Source organism: Rhodococcus sp. 06-235-1A, assembly GCF_002258785.1.
GTDB lineage: Bacteria > Actinomycetota > Actinomycetes > Mycobacteriales > Mycobacteriaceae > Rhodococcoides.
In genome coordinates, this window is record NZ_NOYI01000027.1 from 88,108 (window position 1) to 112,717 (window position 24,610).

A 24,610-nucleotide genomic window follows, 5' to 3' on the forward strand; every position below is an offset into this window, starting at 1 on the left:
CCATGGCCCGCTACATCGGACAGCGAGTCCTGCAGGCACTGGCAGTGCTGTGGGCTGCGTTCACCATCTCGTTCATCGTGCTCTTCCTCCTTCCCTCGGACCCGGTCAGTCTTGCGGTGGATTCGGCCGGCTCGGGTACCCCGGCGGACGCTGCGGCCATCGCTGAACTGCAGGCTCGTTACGGCCTGGATCAGCCGGTGCTGGCGCAGTACTGGCACTCGCTGGTCGGGGCCGTGCAGGGCGATTTCGGATTGTCGATCGCCATCGGCCAACCGGTGACGACGGTCATTCTCGACGCGGTGCCCAGCACGCTCGGTTTGGCGGGGACCGCGCTTGTGCTGGCCGTCGTGTTCGGATCCGCGGTGGCCTACGCCGCCACGTACACCCAGATCGTCTGGCTGAAGAACCTGCTGCTCGCGCTCCCACCGCTCGGGGTGGCGGTGCCGACGTTCTGGGTAGGACTACTACTGCTGCAACTGTTCTCGTTCCGACTGCGTTGGTTCCCGGCGTTCGGTGACGCGGGCGCAGCGTCGTTGGTGCTGCCTGCGGTGACGCTCGCTCTGCCGACCGGCGCTGTCATTGCTCAGGTCCTCGCCACCAGCATGGCCACCACGTGGAAGCAGCCGTTCGTGGATGTGGCTCGCGCCAAGGGCGTCTCACGCCTTCGGGTGCAGACGCGACATGTTCTGCGACTGTCCTCGATCCCGGCCTTCACGATCGCCGGGGTATTGGTGGGCACCCTGCTGGCCGGATCGGTCGTGGTCGAGACGGTGTTCTCACGCGCCGGAGTCGGGCGGCTCACCCAGATGTCGGTGTTGGCCCAGGACATTCCAGTGGTGCAGGGCATCGTCGTTCTGACCTCGCTGGTCTTCGTCCTGGTCAATCTCGCAGTCGATCTGCTCTATCCGCTGATCGATCCGCGCATCGTGCGCGAGTACCGGCCCGCGCAGACCAGTGCAGAACCGGAGAAAGCTCATGTCTGACATCCTGATTCGTGAACCCGCCGTCCATTCGGCCATTCCCGCCGCAGGCGTGGAAACACCGGCACCCGCGCGGCGACCAGGTCCGCGAGATGTGTTGAAACATATCTGGCTCGGTGCCTCCGTGATCGTGCTGTTGCTGGCTCTCGGGTTCGCGCTGTTCCCGTCCGTCTTCGCGAGCGGCGACCCACTGGTGGGTATACCGGCGGACAAACTCCAGGCACCCAGCGCGACGCACTGGTTCGGCACCGACAACATCGGCCGCGACGTCTTCACCCGGGTGGTCCACGGTTCCGGTCTTTCTCTGACGGCAACGCTGTTGGCAGTCGGTATCGCGTTGGTCGTCGGCTCGATCATAGGTCTGGTCTCTGGTGCCGTCGGCGGAATAGTCGATGCGGTGCTGATGCGCATCGTCGATGTGTTGCTGTCGATTCCGACGCTGTTGCTCTCGCTGGCGCTGGTGACCGCTCTGGGCTTCGGTACCGTGAACGTCGCTATCGCCGTCGGTGTCACGCTGATCGCCAATTTCGCCAGAGTGATGCGCTCAGAAGTACTACGGGTGCGCAGATCCCTGTACGTCGAAGCGGCCTACGCCTCGGGTGTGCGGTGGTTCGATGTGTTCCGCACGCACATCCTCAGAAACTCTTACGGTCCCGTGATCGCGCTCGCTGCAGTCGAATTCGGTATGGCAGTTCTCGCGGTATCGGCGCTGAGCTTCCTCGGTTTCGGTGCTGCTCCGCCCACCCCGGAGTGGGGATCGCTGATTTCCGAGGGCCGCAACTTCCTGGCCACCGCCTGGTGGATGACCACACTGCCGGGATTGGTGATCGTGGCTGTCGTCGTGTCCGCGCACCGCCTAGGGCACGCACTCGAGAGGCGATCACAATGAGCCCCGTTCTCGAAGTAGAGAATCTGCACGTGAATTACGGCGAGACGACTGCTGTTGCCGGCATCGGGTTCACCGTCGACCGCGGTGAAGTGGTGGCCGTGGTCGGCGAATCGGGCTCCGGAAAGTCGACGACTGCGCACGCCCTCATCGGGCTGCTCTCGGGTTCCGGACGCATCGTGGGCGGATCGGTGACGTTCGACGGGCAGCGGCTCGATACGGCGTCGGACAAGACGCTGAACCGGTTGCGCGGCCGTCACATCGGACTCGTCCCGCAGGATCCGACCACCTCGCTGAACCCGGTGGTTCGCGTCGGCGACCAGGTTGCCGAGGTGCTGCGGGTGCACGGTCTGGCCGATCGCCGCTCCGCGAAGATCGAGGCGATTCGCATCCTCACCGAAGCCGGGCTGGACAACCCCGAGGTGCGGGCGCGGCAGTATCCGCAGGACCTGTCCGGTGGGCAGCGTCAGCGCGTACTGATCGGAATCGCTCTCGCGTGCCGCCCGGAACTGGTGATCGCCGACGAGCCGACCAGCGCCCTCGACGTCACGGTGCAGCGACGCATCCTCGACCATCTCGACGCCAGGATCGCCGAGACCGGTGCCGCAGTCCTGCTGATCACTCACGACTTGGGCGTGGCTGCCGATAGAGCCGATCGCTTGATCGTCATGAGCGCGGGTCGGATCGTCGAATCCGGCCCCACCGCAGTGGTACTGGCGAATCCGACCCATGCATATACGCGTCAGCTGTTGGCCGCGGCACCCTCGTTGAACACGGCCGTACGACCCGCGCGCACCACGGTCGGCGATCCGATTCTGACGGTCGGCGACGTCTCGAAGCGGTTCACCATCGGCCGCGGCGTTCACCTCGACGCGGTCAAGGGAGCCAACTTGACCGTCGAACGGGGGCGCACCGTTTCGCTCGTCGGCGAATCAGGTTCCGGCAAGTCCACGTTGGCGCGCATCGCGATCGGGCTCGAGACCGCGTCGTCGGGCACGGTCACGTTCGACGGTGTGGACATCACCGGTCTGCGCGGCAAGGCCAAGCGTGAATTGCGGCGGCGTGTTCAGATCGTCTATCAGAACCCGTACGCCTCACTGAACCCGAAGTTGCGCGTCGGGGATATCGTGCGAGAACCGTTGGATGCGTTCAAGATCGGTTCCTCTAGTGAGCGTTCCGAGCGGGCCAGGACGCTTCTCGATCAGGTAGCACTCACCAGCGACTACCTGGCCCGCCGGCCGGCCGAGCTCTCCGGTGGGCAGCGCCAACGCGTCGCCATCGCCCGAGCGTTGGCTCTCGCACCGGAACTGCTGGTGCTCGACGAGCCGGTCTCGGCCCTGGATGTGTCGGTGCAAGCACAGATCCTGACGCTGCTGGGCGACCTGCAGTCGGAGCTGGGTCTGAGCTACCTCTTCATCTCGCACGATCTGGCCGTGGTCCGTCAGATCAGCGACACCGTGGCCGTCATGCAATCCGGCGTCATCGTGGAATACGGCGACACCGCAGCGCTGTTCGACAATCCACAGCAGGATTACACCCGCGAGCTACTCGGGGCCATTCCCGGAAGCGCGCACGAGAAAGTGAGCACCAGTGTCTGAGAAGCTGTTCCTGACCGCGATAGAGCTGAAAGGCACCGGAGCACATCCGCAGGCCTGGCGTCGTCCTGATTCTCGCGCGGAAGAGGTGTTCACCGCAGGGTTCTGGATCGACCAGCTCCAGACTGCAGACCGAGCGGGTATCGATCTCGCGTTTCTGGGCGATTCGTTCGCCAGTCGGACTCTCGAGGCCGCGGCCATCGCGGCACGGGCAGCCGCCCCCACAGAGAAGATCGGGCTGGTGCCCACGATCACCGTCACGCACACCGAGCCGTTCCACGTCTCGAAGCAGATCGCCAGCCTGGATTTCGCCTCTCACGGCCGGGCCGGATGGCAGGTCGAGGTGAGTCCGGGGGCCGAGCAGGCAGCGCTGTTCGGACGGAAAGCCGAGCAGGACAACGGCAGCCTGTGGCGCGAGGCGGACGAAGCAATCGAGGTCGTCACCAGGCTCTGGGACAGCTGGGAGGACGACGCGGAGATCCGCGACGTCGAGTCGGGACGGTTCATCGACCGAGACAAGCTGCACTACATCGACTTCGAGGGTGAGAACTTCTCGGTCAAGGGTCCGTCGATCACTCCGAGATCCCCGCAAGGGCAGCCGCTCGTCGTGATTCGCGTCGACTCCGAGGAGTCGGTATCGGTGGCTGCTGCGCGCGCTGACATCGTCCGCATCGCCGCCGACACGGTCGAGGATGCGGCAACGACCGCCCTCCGAATTAGACGGGCCGTCATTGCCGAAGGTCGCGACCCGGTCGAGGTGTTCGTCCTACTGGACGTGGAGACCTTGGTATCCGATTCTGCCGCCGAGGAACTCGCTCAGCTCGACAACTGGGCGGGGCACGTCAGAGCCGCTGAGAGCGTGTCGCATATCGGCGACCTGGCAGGCCTTCATCTCCTGCTCGGTTCGATCGAAGCAGCCGGCCTGGACGGAGTCACACTGGTACCGCTCGCGTTGCCGTCAGGGATCCGATCACTACCGGCCACGGACACCCGCAGCGGATCGACTCTGCGCGAGCGTCTCGGCCTGACGCGTCCCGTCAATCGCTATGTACTCAAGGGGAAGAGCCTGTGACGAAGAAGCAGATACATCTGGGTGCCCATTTCCCCGGCGTCAACAACACCACTGTCTGGGCCGATCCGGAATCGAAGAGCCAGATCGAGTTCGACTCGTTCGTGCACCTCGCCGAATCGGCCGAGCGCGGTCTGTTCGACTTCTTCTTCCTTGCCGAAGGGCTGCGACTGCGAGAACATCGCAACAAGATCCACGATCTCGACGTGGTCGGTCGACCGGATACGCTCACCGTCCTCAATGCGCTTGCGTCGGTGACGACCAAGCTCGGACTTGCCGGGACGATCAACACCACGTTCAACGAACCGTTCGAGCTCGCCAAGCAGTTCTCTTCGCTGGATCATCTGTCCGACGGTAGGGCGGCATGGAACATGGTGACGTCCTCGGACGCGTTCACCGGCGAGAATTTTCGGCGGGGCGGTTATCTCGATCGTGCCGACCGTTATGTGCGTGCCAACGAGATCATCGACGTCGCGCAAAAGCTCTGGGACTCCTGGCAGTCCGACGCGTTCGTCGTCGAACGCGAGCGTGGCATCTTCGGTCGCGAGTCCGAGATCCGCGCAGTCTCGCATTCAGGTCCGCAATTCGATGTGCAGGGTCGCTTCACGCTGCCGCGCAGTCCGCAGGGGCATCCGGTTCTTCTGCAGGCGGGCGATTCCGACGAGGGCCGCGAGTTCGGTGCGGCCAAGGCCGACGCCATCTTCACCATCCACGGCACGCTCGAGGACGGACAGAAGTTCTACTCCGACGTCAAGGGTCGGCTCGCCAAGTACGGCCGCGAGCACGACGACCTGAAGGTGCTGCCCGCCGCGACTTTTGTGCTCGGCGATTCTGCGCAGGACGCCGCCGAGAAGGCGGACCACATCCGGCATCAGCAGGTCAGCGGCCGGACGGCCATCGCATTCCTCGAGCAGGTGTGGGGACAGGACCTGTCCGCCTACGACCCGGACGGGCCTTTGCCAGACATCGAACCCAGCGGCGATGTGTCCATCACCCGTGGTCGTGCGCGTCACGGCGACCCCAGAACCATTGCCCAGCAGTACCGCGAGCGCGCCGAAGCAGACAACCTGAGCATTCGTGAACTGATCATCGCGATGACGACGCGGCAGCAGTTCGTCGGAACCCCTGCGCAGGTGGCCGAGGAGATCGACAGCTACGTGCAGAACAACGCGAGCGACGGCTTCATCCTCGTCCCGCACATCACCCCAGCCGGCCTTGATGAATTCGTCGACAAGGTGATTCCGGAACTTCAGGACCGCGGCAGCTTCCGCACCGAATATGCCGGAACAACCTTGCGTGACCATCTCGGTCTGCGGCACCCGTACGAACAGCGTGAAGGAGTGCGAGCATCATGAGCGATTTCGAGCAGGACTGGAAGCAATGGCATGCCGACCGAGAGGCGTCCTACGGTGATCCTCTGGGGTGGGTCTCCTTGACCGGTTTGTATTGGCTGACAGATGAATTCGAGACCGTCGCGGACATTTCCGGCCGTTGGAAGGCGGACGCCGACTCGGTGACTGTCGAAGGGTTCGACGGCGTGACGACGTTGGATCCGGTGGAGGGTGCCCCTGGGATTCTGGTCGAGGACGGAGATCGGCGAATCGAGGTGATCCGTCGCACCGGATCGGTCGCGCTCCGGGTACATGACCCGAAGGCGCAGTCCTTGCAGTCTTACCACGGCATCCCGGCCTACGAGCCGAGCGAGAAGTTCGTTGCTGCCGGGACGTTCACCCCGTACGACTCGCCGGTGACCGTCACGACCGGAGCCGTGGTGGAAGGACTCGAACACCATCACTCGGCCGTGGGCACTCTCGACTTCGAGTTGGCCGGTACTGCTGGGCAACTGATTGCGTTCGGCGGCACTGGCAATGGTCTGAAGGTCCTGTTCACCGATGCGACAAGTGGTGTGACCACGTATCCGGCTGCGCGGATTTTGGCAGTGCCCGCTCCGGTAGACGGCACCGTCGTTCTCGATTTCAACCGGGCATCCAACCTTCCATGTGCGTTCACCGACTACGCGACGTGCCCCGTCGCGCCTGCTGAGAACAGGCTGACTGTCGCCGTCGAGGCAGGGGAGAAGAACCCGAGATGACGCGAGTTCCGTTGTCGGTTCTCGATCTGTCCCCGATCAGCGAGGGGTCGACGGTCGCGCAGGCGCTGCGAAACACTGTCGACCTTGCGCGCCAGACCGAGGAGTGGGGTTACGAGCGTTACTGGGTGGCCGAGCACCACTTCGTGGCCGCGGCCAGTTCTTCACCCGCAGTTTTGATCGGTCTGATTGCCGCTGCCACCAACCGGATTCGTGTCGGATCGGCTGCGGTCCAGCTCGGTTTCACGACAGCTGCTGCCGTTGTGGAGTCCTTCGGGACGGTGGATGCGTTGTATCCGGGACGTATCGATCTTGGTGTGGGTCGATCCGGGCAGCGGCGTGCCGAAGTGCTGTCCGGTGCCCCGGTACCCGAGCGGCCTCGCGATGCGCGAACGATCGACGGGGTGCTGTTTCCAGCTCCGTATTCACCTGTTGCACTGCTGAAGTCGGCCCGACTGGCAGCATCGCTGGGTGCCCTCCAGCAGCCCGAGGCGATCTCACCGGACTTCGGTGATCAGCTCGACGATATCGCGGCGCTGCTGTCCGGTACATATGAGCGAAACGGTGTGCCCTTGTCGGCCCGTCCCGGTGCGGGTGCCCAGGTGCAAGTGTGGTTGTTCGGAAGCAGTGCAGGGCCAAGCGCCCGTGAAGCGGGTGCTCGAGGACTACCGTTCGTCGCGAATTACCACGTCAGTCCTGGAACGACACTCGACGCGATCGACGAGTACCGGAGTGCATTCGTGCCGTCGGACACGTTGTCCCATCCGTATGTTGCAGTGTCAGCTGATGTGGTTGTGGGAGATTCGGATTCCAGCGCGCACGAGTTGGCGGCGTCGTTCCCCCAGTGGGTGTACAGCATTCGGAGCGGTCACGGTGCCGTCGAGTATCCGGATCCCAGGAGTCTCACACCGCTGTCCGACGAGCAGTACTCACTGGTGGCCGATCGCGTGGACACCCAATTCACCGGCTCGGCGGCGACGGTGTGCGACAAGCTCGATCGTCTGCAGAAGGCAACGTGCGCAGATGAACTGGTCGTCACCACGATGACCCACGACCACGCCGACCGGCTGCGCTCGTACGAACTGCTCGGCAAGGAGTGGGGACTACCGCGACTGCGCGTGTAGTGGGGAACAAACGATTCGACAGGACAGTTGAGGGCGGCATGACTCGAGTAGCGGTAGCAACATCATTCGGTGGGCCAGAGGTCGTCGAGATCGTCGATCGGGCTCTGCCCAAGCCTGCAGCAGGGCAGGTTCTGGTAGAGGTGAGGGCCATCGGGGTCAATCCGATCGATTACAAGCTCTACAGCGGCGCGTTCGGCACCGACGAGTCGTCGCTTCCGCTCCCGCTCGGTAGCGAAGCGGCCGGCGTCGTCGTTGCTGTCGGTAACGCGGCCGAAGGTGCGGGCGGGCCGATCTCGGTCGGCGACGAGGTGATCGTGTCCGGTGCGAAGGGGGCATACGCCGAGAAGATTCTCGTTCCTGCGGACGCGGTACTGCCGAAGCCCGCCTCTCTGGACTGGAATGTCGCTGCCGGCCTGCTCGTCGTCGCCGGTACCGCATACGACACGCTCGAAACGGTCGCTGCGTCGAGCGGCGACACCGTGCTCGTACACGGCGGGGCCGGCGGAGTCGGATCCATAGTCGTGCAGTTGGCAAAGGCCCGTGGTGCGACCGTGATCGCCACAGCGCGTGCGGAGAACAATGACGCTCTGCGGAAATACGGTGCGGTGCCGATCGAGTACGGCGAGGGATTGCTCGATCGTGTGCGGGCCGTGGCACCCGACGGCATCGATGCGGCCATCGACACGGTCGGCACCGACGAGGCCGTGGATGTATCCCTCGAATTGTTGACGGACAAAGCCCGTTTGGTCACGATCGCTGCCTTCGAGCGGGCCGCTAACGACGGTTTCCCTTCGGTGGGTGGCGGTAACCCGCAGAGCGCGGAACGGCGTAAGAAGGCAGCCCTGTCACTCGTGCGACAAGCAGGTGAGGGTGATTTCGAGGTCGTCGTCGCGAAGACGTTCCCGTTGGCGGACACGGCGACGGCGCATGCGGAGTTGAAAAGGGATCACCCACGCGGAAAGTTCGTGTTGATTCCGTGACGGCAAAGGTTGAGCGGGGCATTCACTTTTGCCTCCCGGAGGGGATGGCAGGAACCGCGGCGACTGGTTCGGCTGCCCTCGACAAATCGGTTGATGGTTGGTCACCCGGCTGACACCATCAGGCGCATGGAAGGATTCGACCCCGCGACGAGCTTCGGGCCGGAGGTGTCACGGCGATACGACAAATCCGTGCGTGGCGATGAGGACGACACCGTTCGCTTTCTCGCAGGTCTGGCCGCCGACGGATCTGCACTCGAGTTTGCTATCGGTACCGGACGTATCGCGATTCCGCTTGCACAACAGGGCATTCGAGTCGACGGTATCGAACTGTCGCCGGATATGATCGGTCGGTTGCGAGAGAGGCCGGGCGGCAACGAGATCGATGTGACGATCGGCGACATGTCGAGCGCGACCGGCCCAGCCGACGAATATTCGCTCGTCTACCTCGTCTACAACACGATCTACAACCTGCTGACCCAGGACGGTCAGGTGCGTTGCTTCGAGAATGCGGCCTCGCATCTGACGGCAACCGGAGTCTTCGTCGTCGAAGCCGGCGTGCCATCGGCATGGTTACGGGGGAACCAGTTCGTCAACGTCGAACGACTCAGTGCCGGTGAGGTGATTCTCGACGTGAATCGCTATGACCCACTGACGCAGATCCTCGACGAGAACCACGTCTCGTTCACCGATGACGGGGTTCGGCTGGGTCCGATCTCGTGCCGACTCATCTGGCCGGCCGAGATGGATCTGATGGCGAGAATCGCCGGTCTCGAGTTGCGGGACCGGTGGGGCGGTTGGAACGGCGAGCCCTTCACTGCCTCGAGTGAGCGGCACATCAGCGTGTACGCACGCAGGTAGTGGACCGGATCTGTCTGGTCCCTTTCGGTCGGAGCAGGCGTAGTCGAGTGTCAGCTTCGGCCCACCAGCCCCCGATCAGACAGTCACCAAACCGAATTGGTTCACCGGCCGCGGCAGGCCATAGTGCTCACGCAACGTCGATCCGGTGTATTCGGTTCGGAACAGGCCGCGAGCCCGCAGAATCGGGACCACCTCATCGACGAACACCTCGAGTCCGGAGGGGAGCGCCGGCGGCATGATGTTGAAGCCGTCTGCGGCTCCGCCGAGGAACCACTCTTCGATGGCGTCGGCCACCTGCAGCGGCGTACCGGTGAACGTGTGATGCCCGCGTCCGCCGCCGAGGCGACCGATCAGTTCCCGCACCGTGAGCCGTTCGCGTCGAGCAAGTTCCACGATCAGGGTGTAGCGGCTCTTGGCCTCTTCGATAGCGTCCTCGGGCAGTAGCTGCTCAGGAAGCTGTTCATCCAGATGCAGAGCCGTTGGATCCACTTTCAAGGTTTTCGCGAGCTGAACAAGTGCGTATTCGGGCACGATGAGCCGGTCCAGCTCGAGTTCGAGTGCGCGGGCCTCGGCCTCGGTCGAGCCGATGACCGGTACGATGCCGGGCAGAATTTTGATGTGGTCAGGATTTCGACCGACAGCAGCAGCGCGCGCCTTCAGATCTGCGTAGAACGCACGAGCATCGTCGATGGTCTGCTGCGCGGTGAACACTGCCTCGGCGTGCCGGGCCGCAAGATCCTTGCCGTCCTCGGACGAGCCCGCCTGGACCAGAAGTGGATACCCTTGGATCGGTCGCGGGACATTCAACGGCCCTCGGACCGAGAAGAATTCGCCTCGATGATCGACAGTCCTCACCCTGTCGTTGTGTCCCCATACGCCGGACTCCTTGTCCGCTGAGATCGCATCGTCGTCCCAGCTGTCCCACAACTTCTGAGCCACGTCGACGAATTCCGCCGCGCGGGCATACCGAACGTCGTGCTTGGGCAGCTCGTCGAGGTTGAAGTTCTGTGCCGCCTCCAGACCGGCCGTGGTGACGATGTTCCAGCCTGCACGACCGCCCGAGATGTGGTCGAGGGAGGCGAATGCACGCGCAAGGTTGAACGGTTCGTTGTAACTCGTTGTGGCAGTGGCTATCAGGCCGATTCGTTCGGTGACCGTCGATACGGCCGTCAGAATCTGCAACGGTTCGAGGTTCCCGGACGGGCGTAGCGCGACATTTGCCATCAATTGGGGGCTGTCGGCGAAGAAGATCGAATCGAACGTGCCGCGCTCGGCGATCTGGGCGAGACGTTGGTAGTGCTTGATATCGGTGCCGGAGCGCGCGTCGGATTCCGGCAGACGCCAGGACGACTCGTGATGACCGGTGGACATCAGGAAGGCATTGAAGTGCAGGGTCCTGGTCATGCGTGTGCTCCTTCCTCGACACCGAGAGCCTCGAGCAAGGCGTTGCGGTGCGAGACGAATCGGGGGTCGCCGTGACGACGCGGTGACGGTAGATCGATCTGGCGATCGGCAACGAAGCGGCCGTTGTCGAGTACGAGTACGCGATCGGCGAGTAGTACTGCCTCGTCGACGTCGTGCGTGACCAGCAGCACGGCAGGGTTGTGGCGCGCGCAGAGATCCCGCAACAGGACGTGCATGCGGATGCGGGTCAGTGCGTCGAGTGCACCGAATGGCTCGTCGGCAAGCAATAGCTCCGGCTCACGAACCAATGAGCGGGCCAACGCAACTCGCTGCTGTTCGCCGCCGGACAGTTCCTTGGGCCAGGCCCTCTCGCGGCCCTCCAGGCCCACCTCGGCGAGGGCGGCGCGGCCACGAGCAGAGGCATCGCGGCCGGCGAGTCCGAGGATGACGTTGTCGAGTACACGGGCCCACGGAAGCAAACGAGAGTCCTGGAAGACGACGGCTCGAGCTCGCGGCACGCGTAGGTCGCCGGAACCGAGTACGCCGTCATCCAATTCGGCGAATGCGCGAAGTAGCGTGCTCTTGCCCGAGCCGCTTCGCCCGAGCAGCGCAACGAACTCGCCCTTGTGTATATCGAGGTCGATGTTGTCCAACACGAGCCGATCGTCGAAACCTCTGCTGAGACCGCGAGCTTCGACTACTCGAGAATCGTTCGGCGTTGTTGTGGTGCTCAACCGCCCAGTGTCTGTCGCCATGCCAGTGCCTTTCTTTCGGCCGCCCGAACAAGGGTGTCGCCGATCAATCCGAACAGCGCGTACACCACCAACCCGACGACGATGATGTCGATCTGCCCGTAGGTGCGTGCCTGCGTCATCAAGTAGCCGATGCCGCTGGTGGCATTGACTTGTTCGACCACGACGAGTGCCAGCCACGAAATCGTGACCGCCATGCGCAGGCCGGTGAAGAAACCGGGGAGTGCGCCTGGGAGAGCGATCTTTCGGATGAACTGCCAGCGGGACAGATCGACGGTCTCGGCCAGCTCGACGAAACGTTTGTCGACTCCGCGCAATTGGGCATGGGTGTTGATGTAGACGGGGATGAGCACACTGGTGGTGATGACGATGATCTTCATCGACTCGCCGATTCCGAACCAGACGATGAACAAGGGGATCAGGGCCAGGGTGGGAATGGCGCGTTTGATCTGCACCGGCCCGTCGACCACAGCTTCACCGAGCCTGCTCAGGCCGGCGACGAGGGCGAGTACGACCCCGATGGCGACGCCCAGTACGAGTGAAATCCCTGCGCGCTGAACGGACGTGAGCAGATTGCTCTGCAGGCGACCGTCGGCGATCAGTTCGGCCGCGGCCTGGTAGATGGTCCAAGGAGCCGGGAGGGTCTGCGGGTCAAGCCATCCGGCGGCGGACGAGATCACCCAGAGAAGAAGGAGAAGCACAGGGCCGACGGCCAACCCGTACGGAATTGGCTTGCCCGGCCCCAGGCGCCGGGTCGAGGTACGCCGGGGCGCGAGCTTGCCGGTCGAGTCGAGTACGTGTGGCTTGCTGGTGCGGCGCAGTGCCAGGGTGGCCATCAGCTGTCCTCGCGCGTGCGGGTGGCGCCGACCTCGGTGACCGTCTCCGCGATGATCGGCTCGAACCGCAGGTCGAATCCGTCCGATGCGGTGACCTTCTCGGGCAGTTCGCCTGCTGCATCGATGACGTCGATGGTGTCCTGCTGGCGCTGTACCAGAGCCTCGTCGAGGACGGGGAAGGTCGCCGGTCCGAGCGACTCCACGATACGTCGACCGTCCGCTTCGGTGAGCCCCTGATTGTCCACGTAGTACGCCTGGATCCACTCGTCCGGGTTGTCGTTGGACCAGTCGATCGCGCGAATGTAGGACGCAACGTAGGCGCGCAGGGCTGCGGCCTTGGCGGGATCCTGCAGTGCTTCACGACGCGCGTACAGGTAGCTCAATCCTGTGGACGTGCCGTCGGACTCGCTGACGTCGATCAACGTTGTGCCCGGATTGGCAAGGAAGCGGGTCAAATTGGGCTCGTTCAGCGGCGCGACGTCCACCTGACCGGTGCGGATGGCGTCCGGAAACTCCGACAGCTGCAACCGGACGAGCTCGACGTCATCGGTGGTCAGGTCGGCAGCAGCCAACGCGCGCAACACGATTGCCTGCTGAGCGGTGCCCTCGGCGTAGGCGATCTTGGTGCCTCGCAGATCGGCGAGAGTGGTGATGTCTCGACCCGCGGCCACTGCGAGCCGAGTGTTGTTCGGGTCCGACTGGCGTGCAGCGATGATGGGCACATCCTGGCCGGCGATGAGTGCCTGGATCGGCGGGGTGTCGCCGACGATGGCGACGTCGGCGGCCCCGGCCCGGAAGGCCTCCAGAATCGCAGGTCCGCCCACGAAGTTTGCGAACTCGTAGTCGAACGGCAGAGCATCTGCTTCGCCCGATGCGGCCAGAACGGTCTGCTGAGCCTCCGATTGGTCCGCGATGACCAGCTTGGTTCCCTCCGGGACCTCGGTGGGCAGCGCAGCGTCGGCGGCGAGAGCGTTGTCCGGCGAATCGTCCGACGCACAACCGGACAGAGCCACGGCCACGGTGCACAGGGCGACCAGGGCTGTGGTCGCGGTTCGGAACGGTCGTCGTATGGCCATCAAGGTGCGCATGGGACCAGTGAAACGCGAGACTGATTGTTGAACAACAGTTTACGTTAGCGTGATTCTAAGTGCGCTTCACGATCATTTCGGTGGCCGAGCAGCTCGGCGGCGAGCTGATCGTTGTGTCGAAAGAACCCAGCGTTGGTCCTCGGCCGCGGGAAGGCGCTCGACCACGTGTGTCCAGCAACCCACGGCCCCACCGCATACCGGTTACCAGCGATCTCTCCCGACGCTGTAATCAATCGAGAGTGCCCGTCCACGGCTACTTTCGCGGCGCTCTGTTCGGTCGCGCGGATGTCGGTGATCTCCCCACGCGCATGCAGGGTGCGGAGTAGCTCGTCGCCCGCAGTGGCAATCGATGCGACGGGTAGGCGCGCGTCGATAAAGGTCGCGGCGTGCACCACCACATCGTGGGCAGCGCTGCGAGCGACGAAGGACGCGTCCTCCGCAGTGAAGGTGATGTCGGGCCCGAGGAAGTGGACCACTCCTGCCCGGCTGAGGGCCAGTAGCTGCTCGAGCCGCTCCGGGGGCGGGCCGCTGGCGACGAAGCTGAAGAACGAATGCAACCAGCCTTCGACGTCCGTTGCAACGGAGTGCGCTGGAATACGGCCGTGGCGCAACAACTCACCGAGCGTCATGTACACCGACAGCAATGCGGAGAAGACCGCTGCGTCGGAGCTGTAATGCGGATCGGCTCGACGGCGTAGATCGGTCTCGATGTACTCGTCCAGGTGTGTCCGAACATCCTCCAGGCTCTCGAATCGCACTCCGGCGAAGGGCTTGTCGATACGCGCAAGATCGATCCGGTCGTCGTCCTTCGGAACGAACTGCTCGACGAACCGACCGAGTTCCTCCGACTCCCACTCGATCTCGGCCAATCCGGTCTCGAAGTCCGCCCAGGATCCTGTGGTGCGCTCGGGATGGGCAGCGAACAGTTCGAAGTAGTGGGCCCAGGCAAGTTCTTTGGACGCCAGTGGCCAGATCTCGTCGCGGAAGTGCAGCGGTCCGTCGCCGGGGAACGCGTCGGCGGTGAAGTACTTCGGCAGAGGTGGCCGAGCGGTGGCGATGTCGTAGGAGAGTTTCGCGTGATACGGCACCCCGCGTCGCGAGCCTGCGTAGAGCACCGGCTCTCGGCCCGAAGGTGTGTACACGAGTGTGCCGTTCTCGCTCCGTGCAAAGGTGCCGCCGCGACTTTCCGCGAGCAACACCATCCAATCGATGAATGCCAGCCCGAGTCCCGCAACCAACACCGGCGCACTCGCAGGTACCGGGCTCGGGTCCAGATCTGCGGTGTATCCGGGGCCGATGTACGTCAACCCGTGGGCATTCGCGAAGTCTGCCAATTCTGTCTCCCGTTGTGAGGCAAGCGCATCGGGATGGCCTTGCGCGAGCAGAACCACGTCGGCGTGGATGGTCGAACCGTCGTCGAGAGTGACAACTCCGTCGGCCGACAGGTCTGTCGCCCGCGCGCGGTGTACATGCACGTGCGCTCTGGACCCAGCGATGGCGCGCTCGAACACCCAACCGAGGTAGCGACTCTGAAGGGTGCGTGAGGCGAACGATCCGGGCGTGAACCGCTCGAGCTCGTCCGAAAGTTCGGGGTCCGCGCGCAGTGTGTCTACGTGGTCGAGTACCCACTCGGCCAGCGTCGGACCCGTTCGTATGGGTCCGTCCACGACGGTGGTGTCGTCGGTGAACATGGTGACATCGGCAGCGACGGAATTCATCCACAGCAGTGGCGGTTGGCTGCCACGCCAGATTCTGCCTGCTCCGGGCGGGAAGGGATCGATCACGTGGATATCCGCGGCGGGCTCGCGTGCCAGAAGCCGTTCCAGCACGCCGGTACCGCGGGGGCCTGCGCCGACTATCGCAATGGTGAACGCGGTCACTGGCTTCCTTCCCGAGTGTGCAGACGTCTCGAAATCAAGTATGCACGTGCAGAAATCGGGGATTGCAGGTGTAAAAAATCACGCTGAGTAGAAGTCTTCCCTTTTCGGCCGGCGGCACTTTACCGTCGTTTCACATGACATTCGCAACAGTTCGGCACGAGGGCGCATGAGCGAGCGTCGTCGCACACTCAAGACCGTCACCGGCGTCAGTGGTGGAACCGATATCTACGACGCGGCAGTCGATTCCACGAAGTCCACCCTGGATCAGGCGCTCGAGGTCGCCAGAATTGCCGAGGCCAACAAGATCGATGCGCTCTTCGCGGCCGATCTGCTGAGCTTCGGGTCGCAAGGTGCGATCGGCGCCCAGGAACCGTTGATCTATCTGGCCGCGCTGGCTGCGGTCACCTCGGATGTCGGGTTGATCGCTACGGTCACCACGACGTTTCATCATCCGTTCAACCTGGCGAGGCTCTTCGGGACGCTCGACCACGTCAGCAACGGCCGTGCCGCGTGGAATGCCGTCACCTCGTCGTTGGGGGAGGAGAACTACAGCGACCTGGACCTGCCGAGCCCGGAGGAACGGTATGCCCGCGCCACCGAGTCGCTCGAGGTGGTGAACAAGTTGTTCGACAGCTGGAAGCCCGGCGCATTGACGTCGGGGCCGAAGGGCACGGAACTGGATTCCTCGCTGGTGCAGCGCATCGATCATCGGGGCAAGTACTTCACCGTCCAGGGTCCGCTGAACATTCCTGCCTTGCCGCAGCGTCGGCCGGTGCAGTTCCAGGCTGGGCAGTCCGCAGGCGGGATCGAGTTGGGTGCCCGATTCGCGGAGGTGGTGTTCACCTCACTTCCGACTTTCGAAGACGCCGTCACCTACACCAAGGCAGTGAGGACCCGGGCCGCCGAACTGGGTCGCGGTGACCAACTGCCCCTGATCTTCAGTTCCTTCCATGCCACCTACGGCGCGTCGGAAGCAGAAGTGGCGCAGATCGTTCGCGAGGCCGAGGATGCGACCGACTTCGAGGCCGGAAGAATACGGCTCGAAGACATGCTCGGTGGTGGCGTCGACCTGTCGGAATTGCCGCTGGACCAGCCGATCCCGGAGTCGGTGTTGCCCGACCCGTCCTCGGTCAACCGTCGACGCGGCCGGGTGGAAATCTTCGGCAAACTGGCGGCGCAGGGAAAAACGCTGCGCGAGTTGATCATCGCATCGAAGGACACCGGCCACTGGGCCGCGGCGGGAACCCCCGAGCAGCTGGCCGACGCCATCCAGGAACGCTACGACGCGGGCGTTCTCGATGTCATCTCCGTCGGCGGACTGACCGACTCACGGACAGGGGACTTCGTGCTCAACGGACTGTTCCCGGAACTGCGCACACGGGGCATCCTCGGCACCGATTACATCGGCGGAACCTTCCGCGAAAATCTCGAACTTCCTCCCTTGCCTCCGTTCGAATCAGCGTGATTGCAACGGGTGACGAATCTGGGCGGCGGGCCTAGCGTCGCGTTCATGACCTGGCTCAAAGCACGAGTAGCCGCTCTGATCGACCGCCTCGGATCCCAGTCTGCGTGCACCCACGCTGCCGTCGACTTCGGGATCCGCGGCTGACTCTCTCCGCGTTCGGTAAGCGTTGAATTGAAGTAGACGCTTACTGCATGCTGGCGTCATGACCGTTCACCGACCTGCCGCCGAGCTGGCGGCCGAGATTGTCAACGCCTGGAAAACGGACAGTCTGGACCGTGATTGGGTCGCTGCGCTGTTGGTGCGGGAATCGCTGCCCATCAGGCACCGTGGGGTCGCCGGTCCGGTCGAAGTTGCCCATGCCCAAGCGGTCCTCGAACGGTGTGCTCGAGAGGTTTCGCCCGTCTTCGAGGCCGAGACGTCGAAGTCGGCCGCCGAGCTGCTCAACGACGTGTTGGCATCGGTAGATGTTCGAGTCACCGTCTCGATTTCGGACGACTTCGCTCCGCACCTGCACTACGACGATGCGACGACGGGAATCGCCGAACGACTGCGGACCAACTGTCTGGTCGCGCTCGCGACCGTGTTGGCCGACCCGTCCGGTGCACTGCGGTTGGGAGTGTGCGACTCGTGCGAAAGTGCGTTCGTGGACTTCAGTCGCTCTGCGCGCCAACGCTTCTGCTCTCGTCGATGCGCTACTCGTACTCATGTGCGTCAGCATCGACGAAGGGTGTCGTGAACACGGCAATCCTCCGGTCGGCATTGCGGTTGGCAGGACTGGCCGGCTTGGCGCTGCTCGCGGAGCCGCTGAGCGGTCTCGCAGACACTGCCGCGGCCGGGTACCTGGGAGTGTCCGAGCAGAGCGCGCTTGCCCTCGGTGCCGGTGTGGTGACCACGACGACGTGGCTGCTCACTCCGTTGATGTTCGCGCAGACGACCCAGATTGCGCGGTTCCGGGTAGCAGGAGACCGAGTGGGGCTACAGGCGGCTGTACGAAGATCGGTTGCTCTCGCGGCGGTGTGGGGCCTCGTGCTCGCCTGCGGCGTCACGCTGTTCGCGTTGTCGACCGTCGCCGAGGGTGATGCCCGCGCCTACCTCCTGGTGCGGGCCGCTGGGTTGCCGGTGTCGGCAGTGGTACTGGCCGGCTACGGCGCGCTTCGCGGGGCCGGGCACGTCTCCGACGTCACCGCACTTGCGTTGGGCGGGGCGGTGATACACGTGGGAATCGTCGTTGCCTCTGTCTCGATGGATCTGGGGATCCTGGGCCTCGGTGCCGCATCGGGTCTGGCGCAGTTGGCCGTCGCCACAGTCGGATGGCGGATATTGGCGCGCCGCGGATTGTGGTTGCGTACGGCGTCATCCGGCAGCGGACGGGATCGATGGCAGACTTCGGTTGCCGCAGCTGGTCTGCTCGCGGTGCGCTCGGGGCTTCTCGGCGGCGCGACGCTGGCGATGACTGCAGCCGCAGTGCGGTCCTCGGCGGTGGACGCGGCCGCGCATCTGGTGGTGTATCAGGTGTGGTTGCTGGTGGTGCTGGCCGTCGAAGGGTGGAAGTCGGCGGCTCAAATTCTGGTGTCCTCGTCTCGATCGGACGCGGAGCGCTCGGAGGTGGAGAGGGCCGTACTGATCGGATCTATCGGGCTCGGAAGTGTTTCGGCAGCAGTTGTTTTCGCAATCGGGCCGCTGGCGATGCAGATGCTCGCGGCCTCGGAGGAGGTCGAGTCTGCGGCACGAACGATCTGGTGGCTGTCGGCTCTGAGCTTCGTTGTCGGTGCGGTGGCGTTCACCCGTGACGGAGTCGAGTTCGGCCGAGGTGCGTTCGGGGTGAATCTCATTCGCATCGGGCTCGGCACTGGCATCACCGTGGTCGGTGCCGGTGCCACATGGTTGACGGGCGATCTGAGGTGGATGTGGATCGGGATGCCGGTAGGTCTGCTGGTTCGAGCGGTCTGGCCCCATCGCAGGCTCCACGCGGCGAGTAGCCGGAGTCCGTCGCGTCTGCATTCTGGTTCCGATCCACGTCGGCCGTTCGCCTCTGGTACCTCGACATCGCCGTGAGATCCGCAGGAGCGAGCCTCGCTCTGCTACATCGGGCATCGAGCGATCTCTGCTCCTACGCCTGGCCGTCACCTCACGGCGAGGTGCACGTGAAGAAGCGAATCGAGAACTGGCTGTCCGATCGGGACAGAGGGTTCGCGCCCGACGCGCCGCGCAGGCTTCGCGATTCTCTCGCCGATCTTCCCGAGCTCGACGAGAGTGTCCAACTGGTGCACAACGACTTTCGAGCAGCGAACATCCTCACCGAGAATTCTCGGGTGGTGGGGGTCCTCGATTTCGACGAGGTGCGGACTGATCCTCCGGTGCTGGATCTGGCCAAGGCGAGCGTTTATCTCGGTACCCGTTTCACCGAGTGGCGACCCATACCGGCGTCGGTACGGCGATCGTTTCGGGCCGGCTACGAACAGGTGCCACCGTTGAGTTCTGCAGCGGCACAATGGTTCGACGTGCTGGTGCTGTGACATTCACCTGCTGCGGTTTCGGATGAGAACGACTCTGCGGGGTGGGTGTCGGAACTCTGACCGCCATTGCGTCGGGTTTGCCTCACGCTGATTCCAGGTGACGGTTGCCAAGACCTTCCCGCTTGCCGAGGCGGCCGTGGCGTCCGGCGGCAGGCCGCTGCCAACGTTCTGCGATCGGTTAGCGTGGGCGCATGAACTCGGCCACGGACGACCTCGTGAAGAGCTACCTCGACGCCCTCCATCGCGCCGACCTCGACGCGCTCGTGAGTCTGTTCGCGCCCGGTGCCGTCGTGCATTCGCCGCTGTACGGTCCGACGCCGGCACCCGACTTCTATCGGGCATTGTTCATCGATACCGCAAGCGCCGAGCTGACGTCGAAGGGCGTGGCCGAGGGGCGCACCTCGGCAGGAGCGCGGCTCGTCACGTTCTGGTTCCATTTCGACTGGCGGCTGCCCTCCGGGGTAGCTGCCCCGTTCGACGTCGTCGATGTAGCCGAACTCGACGACGACGGGCGCATCACAACACTGTCGATCGTGTACGACACCGTCGACGTGCGACCAGCTTTCGAGCGGGAGACCGGATCATCCTGGAGGTCGACGGAACAGGATCGGTAGCACCTGGCCGTCGAATCAGCGTGATTGCAGCGGGTGCACTATCGGGGCCGGCGAGCCTAGCGTCACGTTTATGACCTGGCTCGGAAGGCGACCGACGGCGATCATCGATCGCCTGGGATCGCAGTCCGCCTGCACCCATGCTGCTGTCGACTTCGGTGTCTGCGGGTGAGGGTCCAGACCCCACTCGCGCAGCGAATTCAGAGACCGAGTGGTGGCAGTCCAGGGTTGCCCAGGAGCTTCGGGACCATCGAAGTTCGCCGGGGAAAATGCGCCGCCGGCCCATTGTCGTCCGGATCTTGCAGCGCGAGAAGCAATCGGCGCCCATGATCAGGCAGCCTATCGTCGTTCGGCCATTCGTCCTGAGTGTTCACATCTGTATTCCTTGGTTTGCCTCACGCTGATCGGAACCCTTCACTCTCGGGCGAAACTGAGGCAGCGTGGGCTCTTGTGCAGGTATCGGTGCACGCCCCGGAGAAAGCAGGATCACGATGAGTTCGGAGTTGATCAGCCCCAGCGAAGCCGTGGCGGGCGAGGCCACGTTGGTGGATGTGCGAAGCGCACCGTCGAGAATCGAATTCGGCACGCTCGCAGGAGCGATCGTGGTCGACAAGGGCGATGTGGCAATCGAATTCGGTGCCGACAATCGCGACCGTTCCGAGCGCATCGTGGTGTTCTGCGGCTCGGTCGAGGGATCCGGCCCGGTCGTCGAGAAACTGAAAGAGCTGGGCTACACCAACGTCTCGCACGTCGACGGTGGCTTTCCCGCGCTGCGCGATGACGGCCTACCGATCCAGGGCGTGTGAGCGACAGTGGCTGACACCCTGTATTTCGCCCTCGAACTCGACGGCTACGACGAGTCACCCGAGCGGCTTCACAGCAACGTCGCGGACGCCGAACGCGCCGGATTCACTTTGGTCACCTTCGGTGATTCTTTGGTCTCGGCCCGGAATCGACTCGATGCAGGCACGCGTGCGGCGTTCGTAGCGTCGACGACGTCGACGATCGGTTTGGCCCCGACCGTCCACACCGTGACCACCGAACCCTTCTTTCTCGCAACACAACTCGCCAGTCTCGACTATGCATCCCACGGCCGGGGAGCCTGGGTGATCGGCGCAGACAACTCTCCCGCTGCTCATGCCGCAGTGGGATCGGAGGTGCGGTCGAGCGTGACCGCCGAGATCCGGGACGTCATCGAAGTCTCTCGGCGACTGTGGGATTCGTGGGAGGACGACGCGGTTATTCGTGACGCGGCGACCGGTCGATATCTCGACCCAGCCAAGGTGCATCACGTGCGGTTCGAGGGCGAATTCTTCGACGTCGTCGGGCCCCTGATCACCCCGCGTTCGCCGCAGGGTCAGGTGGTCGTCATGGGAGATGTAGATCTGGGCGTCACCGATCTGCTGGATGTGGCGTTGGTGCGCGGCGACGATGTCGCGGATCGGGCGGAAGCGGCGCGCGCAGATGGAGCAGCCCTGGTGTTCGCCGACATCGATACTCTGTCGGACGCCCAGTCGCTGGTCGGCGCGGCCGACGGTATCCGGTTGCATCTCGGGACGGACGCTGTGAAAGACCTTGCCGTCCCGGCACATCTGCTTCGCAGGCCGACCCCTGAACTCTCGCTGCGCGAGAATCTGGGACTAGCGCGTCCGGTCAGCCGCTACGCCGCCTCGGCTCAGAAATAGGGAGAAGAAATCATCGTGAGCACCAACGACCAGCACCCGGACACCGGCGCACCGTTCGACCCGAATGCACAGATCCATCTGGGCGTCTTCTATCCGGGAATCGGCGCCCAAACGGTCTGGGAGGATCCGAAGGCACCCGATCAGGTTGCGACCGACACCTTCGTGGAGGTGGCAACCAAGCTCGAACGCGGTCTGTTCGATGCCTTCTTCCTCGGCGACGGTCAGCGGGTGCGGGAGAACCGCGGTGCGATCCTGTCGACCGACATCGCCGGCAGGCCGGATGCGATCACTCAGCTCGCTGCATTGGCGTCGGTGACCGAGCGCATCGGCCTGGTCGCCACACAGAACACCACCTACAGCATCCCCGTCGAGCTCGCCCGGCGGTTGGCGAGCCTGGACATCCTCTCCGACGGGCGCGCCGGATGGAACATCGTCACGACCGACAATGCGTGGACGGGTGAGAACTTCCGTCGTGGCGGCTGGCTGGAGCACGAACGACGCTACGAGCGGGCCACCCAGGTAGTCGAACTGGCGAAACAGTATTGGGCAGGTTCGGATATCGACGCCGATACCGATCTGCTCAAAGCCCATGCAGCACCTAATGTTCGGTCCAGTGCGCAGGGCAGGCCGGTGCTCTTTCAGGCCGGGGATTCTTCGGGTGGACGCGATCTGGCCGCGAGGCACGCCGACGTCGTTTTCTCGGCCAACAACGCCTACGACTCGGCTGTCGCCTACGCGCGAGATCTCCGCGCGCGAACGGCTGCGTACGGTCGCGCCGCCGATGCGGTCAAGATTCTGCCGGGTGTCACCGTGGTTCTCGGTGACACCGAGTCGGAGGCGGAAGAGAAGGTTCGCTGGCTAAGATCCAACGCTTACAACGGAGTTCGCGCCATCGCGTTCCTCGAGCACTACTGGGGTAAGGACCTGTCGAGCTACGACCCGGAAGGTCCGCTGCCGGACATCGATCCGGTAGAGGACGAGCTCGACCCGTCCCGTGGAACCCTCGCGGTCGATGCACGTACCGGCAAGCTCGATCAGATTGCCCAGTGGCGTGCGTTGTCCGTGGAGAAAAGCCTGTCGATCCGCGAACTGGTACTCGAGATCTCGCCTGCGTCTCGGTTCCATTCCGGAACGCCTGCGGCGTTGGCCGATCGGTGGGCCGATCTGGTGCGGCACCGGGTGGTCGACGGATTCAACATCAACCCCTACCACTTGGGTGATGCCATCGACGACCTCGTGGACAAGCTGGTTCCGGCCTTACAAGAGCGCGGGGTGTACCGCACCGAGTACACGAACACCACGCTGCGCGGGCACCTCGGTCTCGACGAGCAGACCGCGTCTGAGCGGGAGCAGGCCTCGTAGGGCGCTTTGGAGCGCCCTACGAGTCGGGTCGAAGGGCAGGGCCGGTCAGCTCAACTCTGCGCGCGACCACTCGTTCACGAACTCCAGCCCACTGCGCACGAAGAGCTGGGTCACCGGGCAACGGCGAGCGACCTCGGATACGAACTTGTCGAAGGTCTCCTGGTCGGCGTCGGTCTGTACCGTGGCCTCAACCTTCACGGTGTCGAAGTTCGCATTTCCTTCGTCACCGTTCACGAGCACTGCGGTGTCGAGGTCGCCTTGGATGCGAAACGTGAACTCGCCGAGCTCGATTCCCAAGTCCTTGGCGACGAGGGCGGCCGTCACCTGGTTGCACGAGGTCAACGCACCGAGCGCGTAGAACAACGGGCTGGGTGCCTCGTCCTTCCCGCCGAATGCGGGATATGCATCGGTGTCGAATTGGTGGCCTGCATCGCCCTCGGCGACGAGGTGCTGGGCGACCCCGGTGCCGCTGGCATTGATCACGAAAGGAACGACGGACGTTCGAATAGAGCTGGTTGTCATGAATTCCGACGATGGCCCTCCGGCGACCGAAGCGGAAGGGTTCGGCTCATCGTGATTCGAACTCGGCAGAAGTCAGGCGGGGACGAAGCGGTCGCGTCGCAGAACTGGAACGACGTCGCTGCCGTTCAGTTCTGCAGCAATCGAGACGTCCCGCGGATATCCGGCGTCGATCAGTTCTCGCCCACTCGAACATGCTTCGAGGGCTGCCGGGAGTTCGGCCTCGATTGCTGTCCATGCGGCACCAACCATCCGGGCTTCGGGCGAAAGCGTCCGGCATCGCCCGTGACCAGCGATAGCACTGATCAGGGCACCGGCACCCCATAGATCCTCGACGGCCGGGCGTAGTGTCCCATCAGGCCACTTCTCGCCTGCGGCGATGACCGAGATCCGAGCGCCGTCGGCGAATTCTGCAGCAACCCACTGCGCGATCGCGTCGACGTTTCGTAGACACCCGCCGACAACGCACGAGACCGCCTCGGCCAATTCGTAACAGATGGTCGACCCGTTCGGCGAGGGCAACACGAGCCGCTCGGGTTTCGACGCTCGATCACGGATGGTCGGCGAGGACAGGCTGATCTGACCTCCTCGAGCGACGGATCGGCCGACCGCAAGAACGGCATCGTTGTGCTGCGCGTAGGCCTGTGCCTCGTCGCCCCGCACCCGGAAGGGCAATACCGTGATGCCGGCGTCCAGCGCCACGCTCAATGTCGTGGTGAACGACAACACATCCACCACGACTGCTAGATCACATTCGGGCGCAACAGCCTTCGCGCCCGACAATCCCCACTCGAACCGTATGTCGTACGACAATTGTCGGTGTGCAGAATTCACCGCGGTGATGCTACCTGCGCGCGGTCGCGAATCCGTGCCGCTATCGGCCTCGTCGTTCTCCGTCAGATGCTCCGATG

General features: G+C 64.0%; 24 protein-coding genes. 17 read left to right on the forward strand and 7 right to left on the reverse strand.

Features of this window, described 5'->3' with window-relative positions:
• The first annotated feature begins 2 nt into the window (after positions 1 to 2).
• The 9 genes from CH275_RS24005 (at position 3) to CH275_RS24045 (ending at position 9,581) form a co-directional block, all read left to right on the forward strand.
• Positions 3 to 983: an ABC transporter permease gene (locus tag CH275_RS24005; RefSeq protein ID WP_094680683.1), complete on the forward strand. Its 981-nt coding sequence runs from the start codon at positions 3 to 5 to the stop codon at positions 981 to 983.
• On the forward strand, positions 976 to 1,869 hold the full coding sequence (locus tag CH275_RS24010) for an ABC transporter permease (RefSeq protein WP_094680684.1): 894 nt from the start codon (positions 976 to 978) through the stop codon (positions 1,867 to 1,869). Before CH275_RS24005 ends, CH275_RS24010 begins: the two co-directional genes overlap by 8 nt.
• Entirely contained in the window at positions 1,866 to 3,464 is a 1,599-nt protein-coding gene (locus CH275_RS24015) for a dipeptide ABC transporter ATP-binding protein (protein WP_094680685.1), read from the forward strand. Before CH275_RS24010 ends, CH275_RS24015 begins: the two co-directional genes overlap by 4 nt.
• Positions 3,457 to 4,533 (forward strand): LLM class flavin-dependent oxidoreductase, encoded by a 1,077-nt coding sequence (locus tag CH275_RS24020; RefSeq protein ID WP_094680686.1) that lies wholly within the window; start codon positions 3,457 to 3,459, stop codon positions 4,531 to 4,533. Before CH275_RS24015 ends, CH275_RS24020 begins: the two co-directional genes overlap by 8 nt.
• Positions 4,530 to 5,885 carry an NtaA/DmoA family FMN-dependent monooxygenase gene (locus CH275_RS24025; RefSeq protein ID WP_094680687.1) on the forward strand — a complete coding sequence of 452 codons (1,356 nt, stop codon included), beginning with the start codon at positions 4,530 to 4,532 and terminating at the stop codon, positions 5,883 to 5,885. Before CH275_RS24020 ends, CH275_RS24025 begins: the two co-directional genes overlap by 4 nt.
• Positions 5,882 to 6,622 carry a DUF1684 domain-containing protein gene (locus tag CH275_RS24030; protein ID WP_094680688.1) on the forward strand — a complete coding sequence of 247 codons (741 nt, stop codon included), beginning with the start codon at positions 5,882 to 5,884 and terminating at the stop codon, positions 6,620 to 6,622. The genes CH275_RS24025 and CH275_RS24030 overlap by 4 nt, the downstream gene beginning before the upstream one ends.
• Positions 6,619 to 7,743, forward strand: coding sequence for an LLM class flavin-dependent oxidoreductase (locus tag CH275_RS24035; protein WP_094680689.1), 1,125 nt, complete (start codon positions 6,619 to 6,621; stop codon positions 7,741 to 7,743). The genes CH275_RS24030 and CH275_RS24035 overlap by 4 nt, the downstream gene beginning before the upstream one ends.
• Before the next feature lie 38 nt (positions 7,744 to 7,781).
• On the forward strand, positions 7,782 to 8,723 hold the full coding sequence (locus CH275_RS24040; protein ID WP_094680690.1) for an NADP-dependent oxidoreductase: 942 nt from the start codon (positions 7,782 to 7,784) through the stop codon (positions 8,721 to 8,723).
• Between the two features lie 126 nt (positions 8,724 to 8,849).
• Positions 8,850 to 9,581 (forward strand): class I SAM-dependent methyltransferase, encoded by a 732-nt coding sequence (locus CH275_RS24045; RefSeq protein WP_094681092.1) that lies wholly within the window; start codon positions 8,850 to 8,852, stop codon positions 9,579 to 9,581.
• A gap of 75 nt (positions 9,582 to 9,656) precedes the next feature.
• Here the strand turns inward: CH275_RS24045 and CH275_RS24050 are convergent, their stop codons facing one another.
• The 5 genes from CH275_RS24050 to CH275_RS24070 are packed head-to-tail and all read right to left on the reverse strand — an operon-like array spanning position 9,657 to position 15,541.
• On the reverse strand, positions 9,657 to 10,985 hold the full coding sequence (locus CH275_RS24050; protein WP_094680691.1) for an LLM class flavin-dependent oxidoreductase: 1,329 nt from the start codon (positions 10,983 to 10,985) through the stop codon (positions 9,657 to 9,659).
• Positions 10,982 to 11,740, reverse strand: coding sequence for an ABC transporter ATP-binding protein (locus CH275_RS24055; protein ID WP_094680692.1), 759 nt, complete (start codon positions 11,738 to 11,740; stop codon positions 10,982 to 10,984). The genes CH275_RS24050 and CH275_RS24055 overlap by 4 nt, the downstream gene beginning before the upstream one ends.
• Positions 11,716 to 12,573 carry an ABC transporter permease gene (locus CH275_RS24060; RefSeq protein WP_094680693.1) on the reverse strand — a complete coding sequence of 286 codons (858 nt, stop codon included), beginning with the start codon at positions 12,571 to 12,573 and terminating at the stop codon, positions 11,716 to 11,718. Before CH275_RS24060 ends, CH275_RS24055 begins: the two co-directional genes overlap by 25 nt.
• Positions 12,573 to 13,661, reverse strand: coding sequence for an ABC transporter substrate-binding protein (locus tag CH275_RS24065; protein ID WP_256991191.1), 1,089 nt, complete (start codon positions 13,659 to 13,661; stop codon positions 12,573 to 12,575). The genes CH275_RS24060 and CH275_RS24065 overlap by 1 nt, the downstream gene beginning before the upstream one ends.
• Positions 13,662 to 13,705: 44 nt before the next feature.
• Positions 13,706 to 15,541: an FAD/NAD(P)-binding protein gene (locus CH275_RS24070; protein ID WP_094680694.1), complete on the reverse strand. Its 1,836-nt coding sequence runs from the start codon at positions 15,539 to 15,541 to the stop codon at positions 13,706 to 13,708.
• A 166-nt stretch (positions 15,542 to 15,707) separates the two neighbouring features.
• Here CH275_RS24070 and CH275_RS24075 point away from each other — a divergent pair, with 166 nt between their 5' ends.
• The 8 genes from CH275_RS24075 (at position 15,708) to CH275_RS24115 (ending at position 23,180) form a co-directional block, all read left to right on the forward strand.
• Positions 15,708 to 17,006, forward strand: coding sequence for an NtaA/DmoA family FMN-dependent monooxygenase (locus CH275_RS24075; protein ID WP_094680695.1), 1,299 nt, complete (start codon positions 15,708 to 15,710; stop codon positions 17,004 to 17,006).
• Between the two features lie 202 nt (positions 17,007 to 17,208).
• Positions 17,209 to 17,742, forward strand: a complete 534-nt coding sequence (locus tag CH275_RS24080) for a CGNR zinc finger domain-containing protein (RefSeq protein WP_094680696.1) — start codon at positions 17,209 to 17,211, stop codon at positions 17,740 to 17,742.
• Positions 17,739 to 19,061, forward strand: a complete 1,323-nt coding sequence (locus CH275_RS24085) for an MATE family efflux transporter (RefSeq protein WP_179276316.1) — start codon at positions 17,739 to 17,741, stop codon at positions 19,059 to 19,061. Before CH275_RS24080 ends, CH275_RS24085 begins: the two co-directional genes overlap by 4 nt.
• Positions 19,058 to 19,522: a phosphotransferase gene (locus CH275_RS24090; RefSeq protein WP_179276317.1), complete on the forward strand. Its 465-nt coding sequence runs from the start codon at positions 19,058 to 19,060 to the stop codon at positions 19,520 to 19,522. Before CH275_RS24085 ends, CH275_RS24090 begins: the two co-directional genes overlap by 4 nt.
• A gap of 191 nt (positions 19,523 to 19,713) precedes the next feature.
• Complete coding sequence (locus CH275_RS24095; protein WP_094680699.1) at positions 19,714 to 20,136, forward strand: nuclear transport factor 2 family protein; 423 nt, start codon at positions 19,714 to 19,716, stop codon at positions 20,134 to 20,136.
• A 488-nt stretch (positions 20,137 to 20,624) separates the two neighbouring features.
• Positions 20,625 to 20,939, forward strand: a complete 315-nt coding sequence (locus tag CH275_RS24105; RefSeq protein ID WP_094680700.1) for a rhodanese-like domain-containing protein — start codon at positions 20,625 to 20,627, stop codon at positions 20,937 to 20,939.
• A gap of 6 nt (positions 20,940 to 20,945) precedes the next feature.
• Complete coding sequence (locus tag CH275_RS24110; protein WP_094680701.1) at positions 20,946 to 21,818, forward strand: LLM class flavin-dependent oxidoreductase; 873 nt, start codon at positions 20,946 to 20,948, stop codon at positions 21,816 to 21,818.
• A 15-nt stretch (positions 21,819 to 21,833) separates the two neighbouring features.
• Positions 21,834 to 23,180 carry an LLM class flavin-dependent oxidoreductase gene (locus CH275_RS24115; protein ID WP_094680702.1) on the forward strand — a complete coding sequence of 449 codons (1,347 nt, stop codon included), beginning with the start codon at positions 21,834 to 21,836 and terminating at the stop codon, positions 23,178 to 23,180.
• A gap of 45 nt (positions 23,181 to 23,225) precedes the next feature.
• Here the strand turns inward: CH275_RS24115 and CH275_RS24120 are convergent, their stop codons facing one another.
• A complete protein-coding gene (locus CH275_RS24120) occupies positions 23,226 to 23,702 on the reverse strand; it encodes an OsmC family protein (protein WP_094659497.1) in 477 nt (158 codons plus the stop codon).
• A gap of 72 nt (positions 23,703 to 23,774) precedes the next feature.
• Positions 23,775 to 24,533, reverse strand: coding sequence for a 2-phosphosulfolactate phosphatase (locus tag CH275_RS24125; protein ID WP_179276318.1), 759 nt, complete (start codon positions 24,531 to 24,533; stop codon positions 23,775 to 23,777).
• Between the last annotated feature and the right edge of the window lie 77 nt (positions 24,534 to 24,610).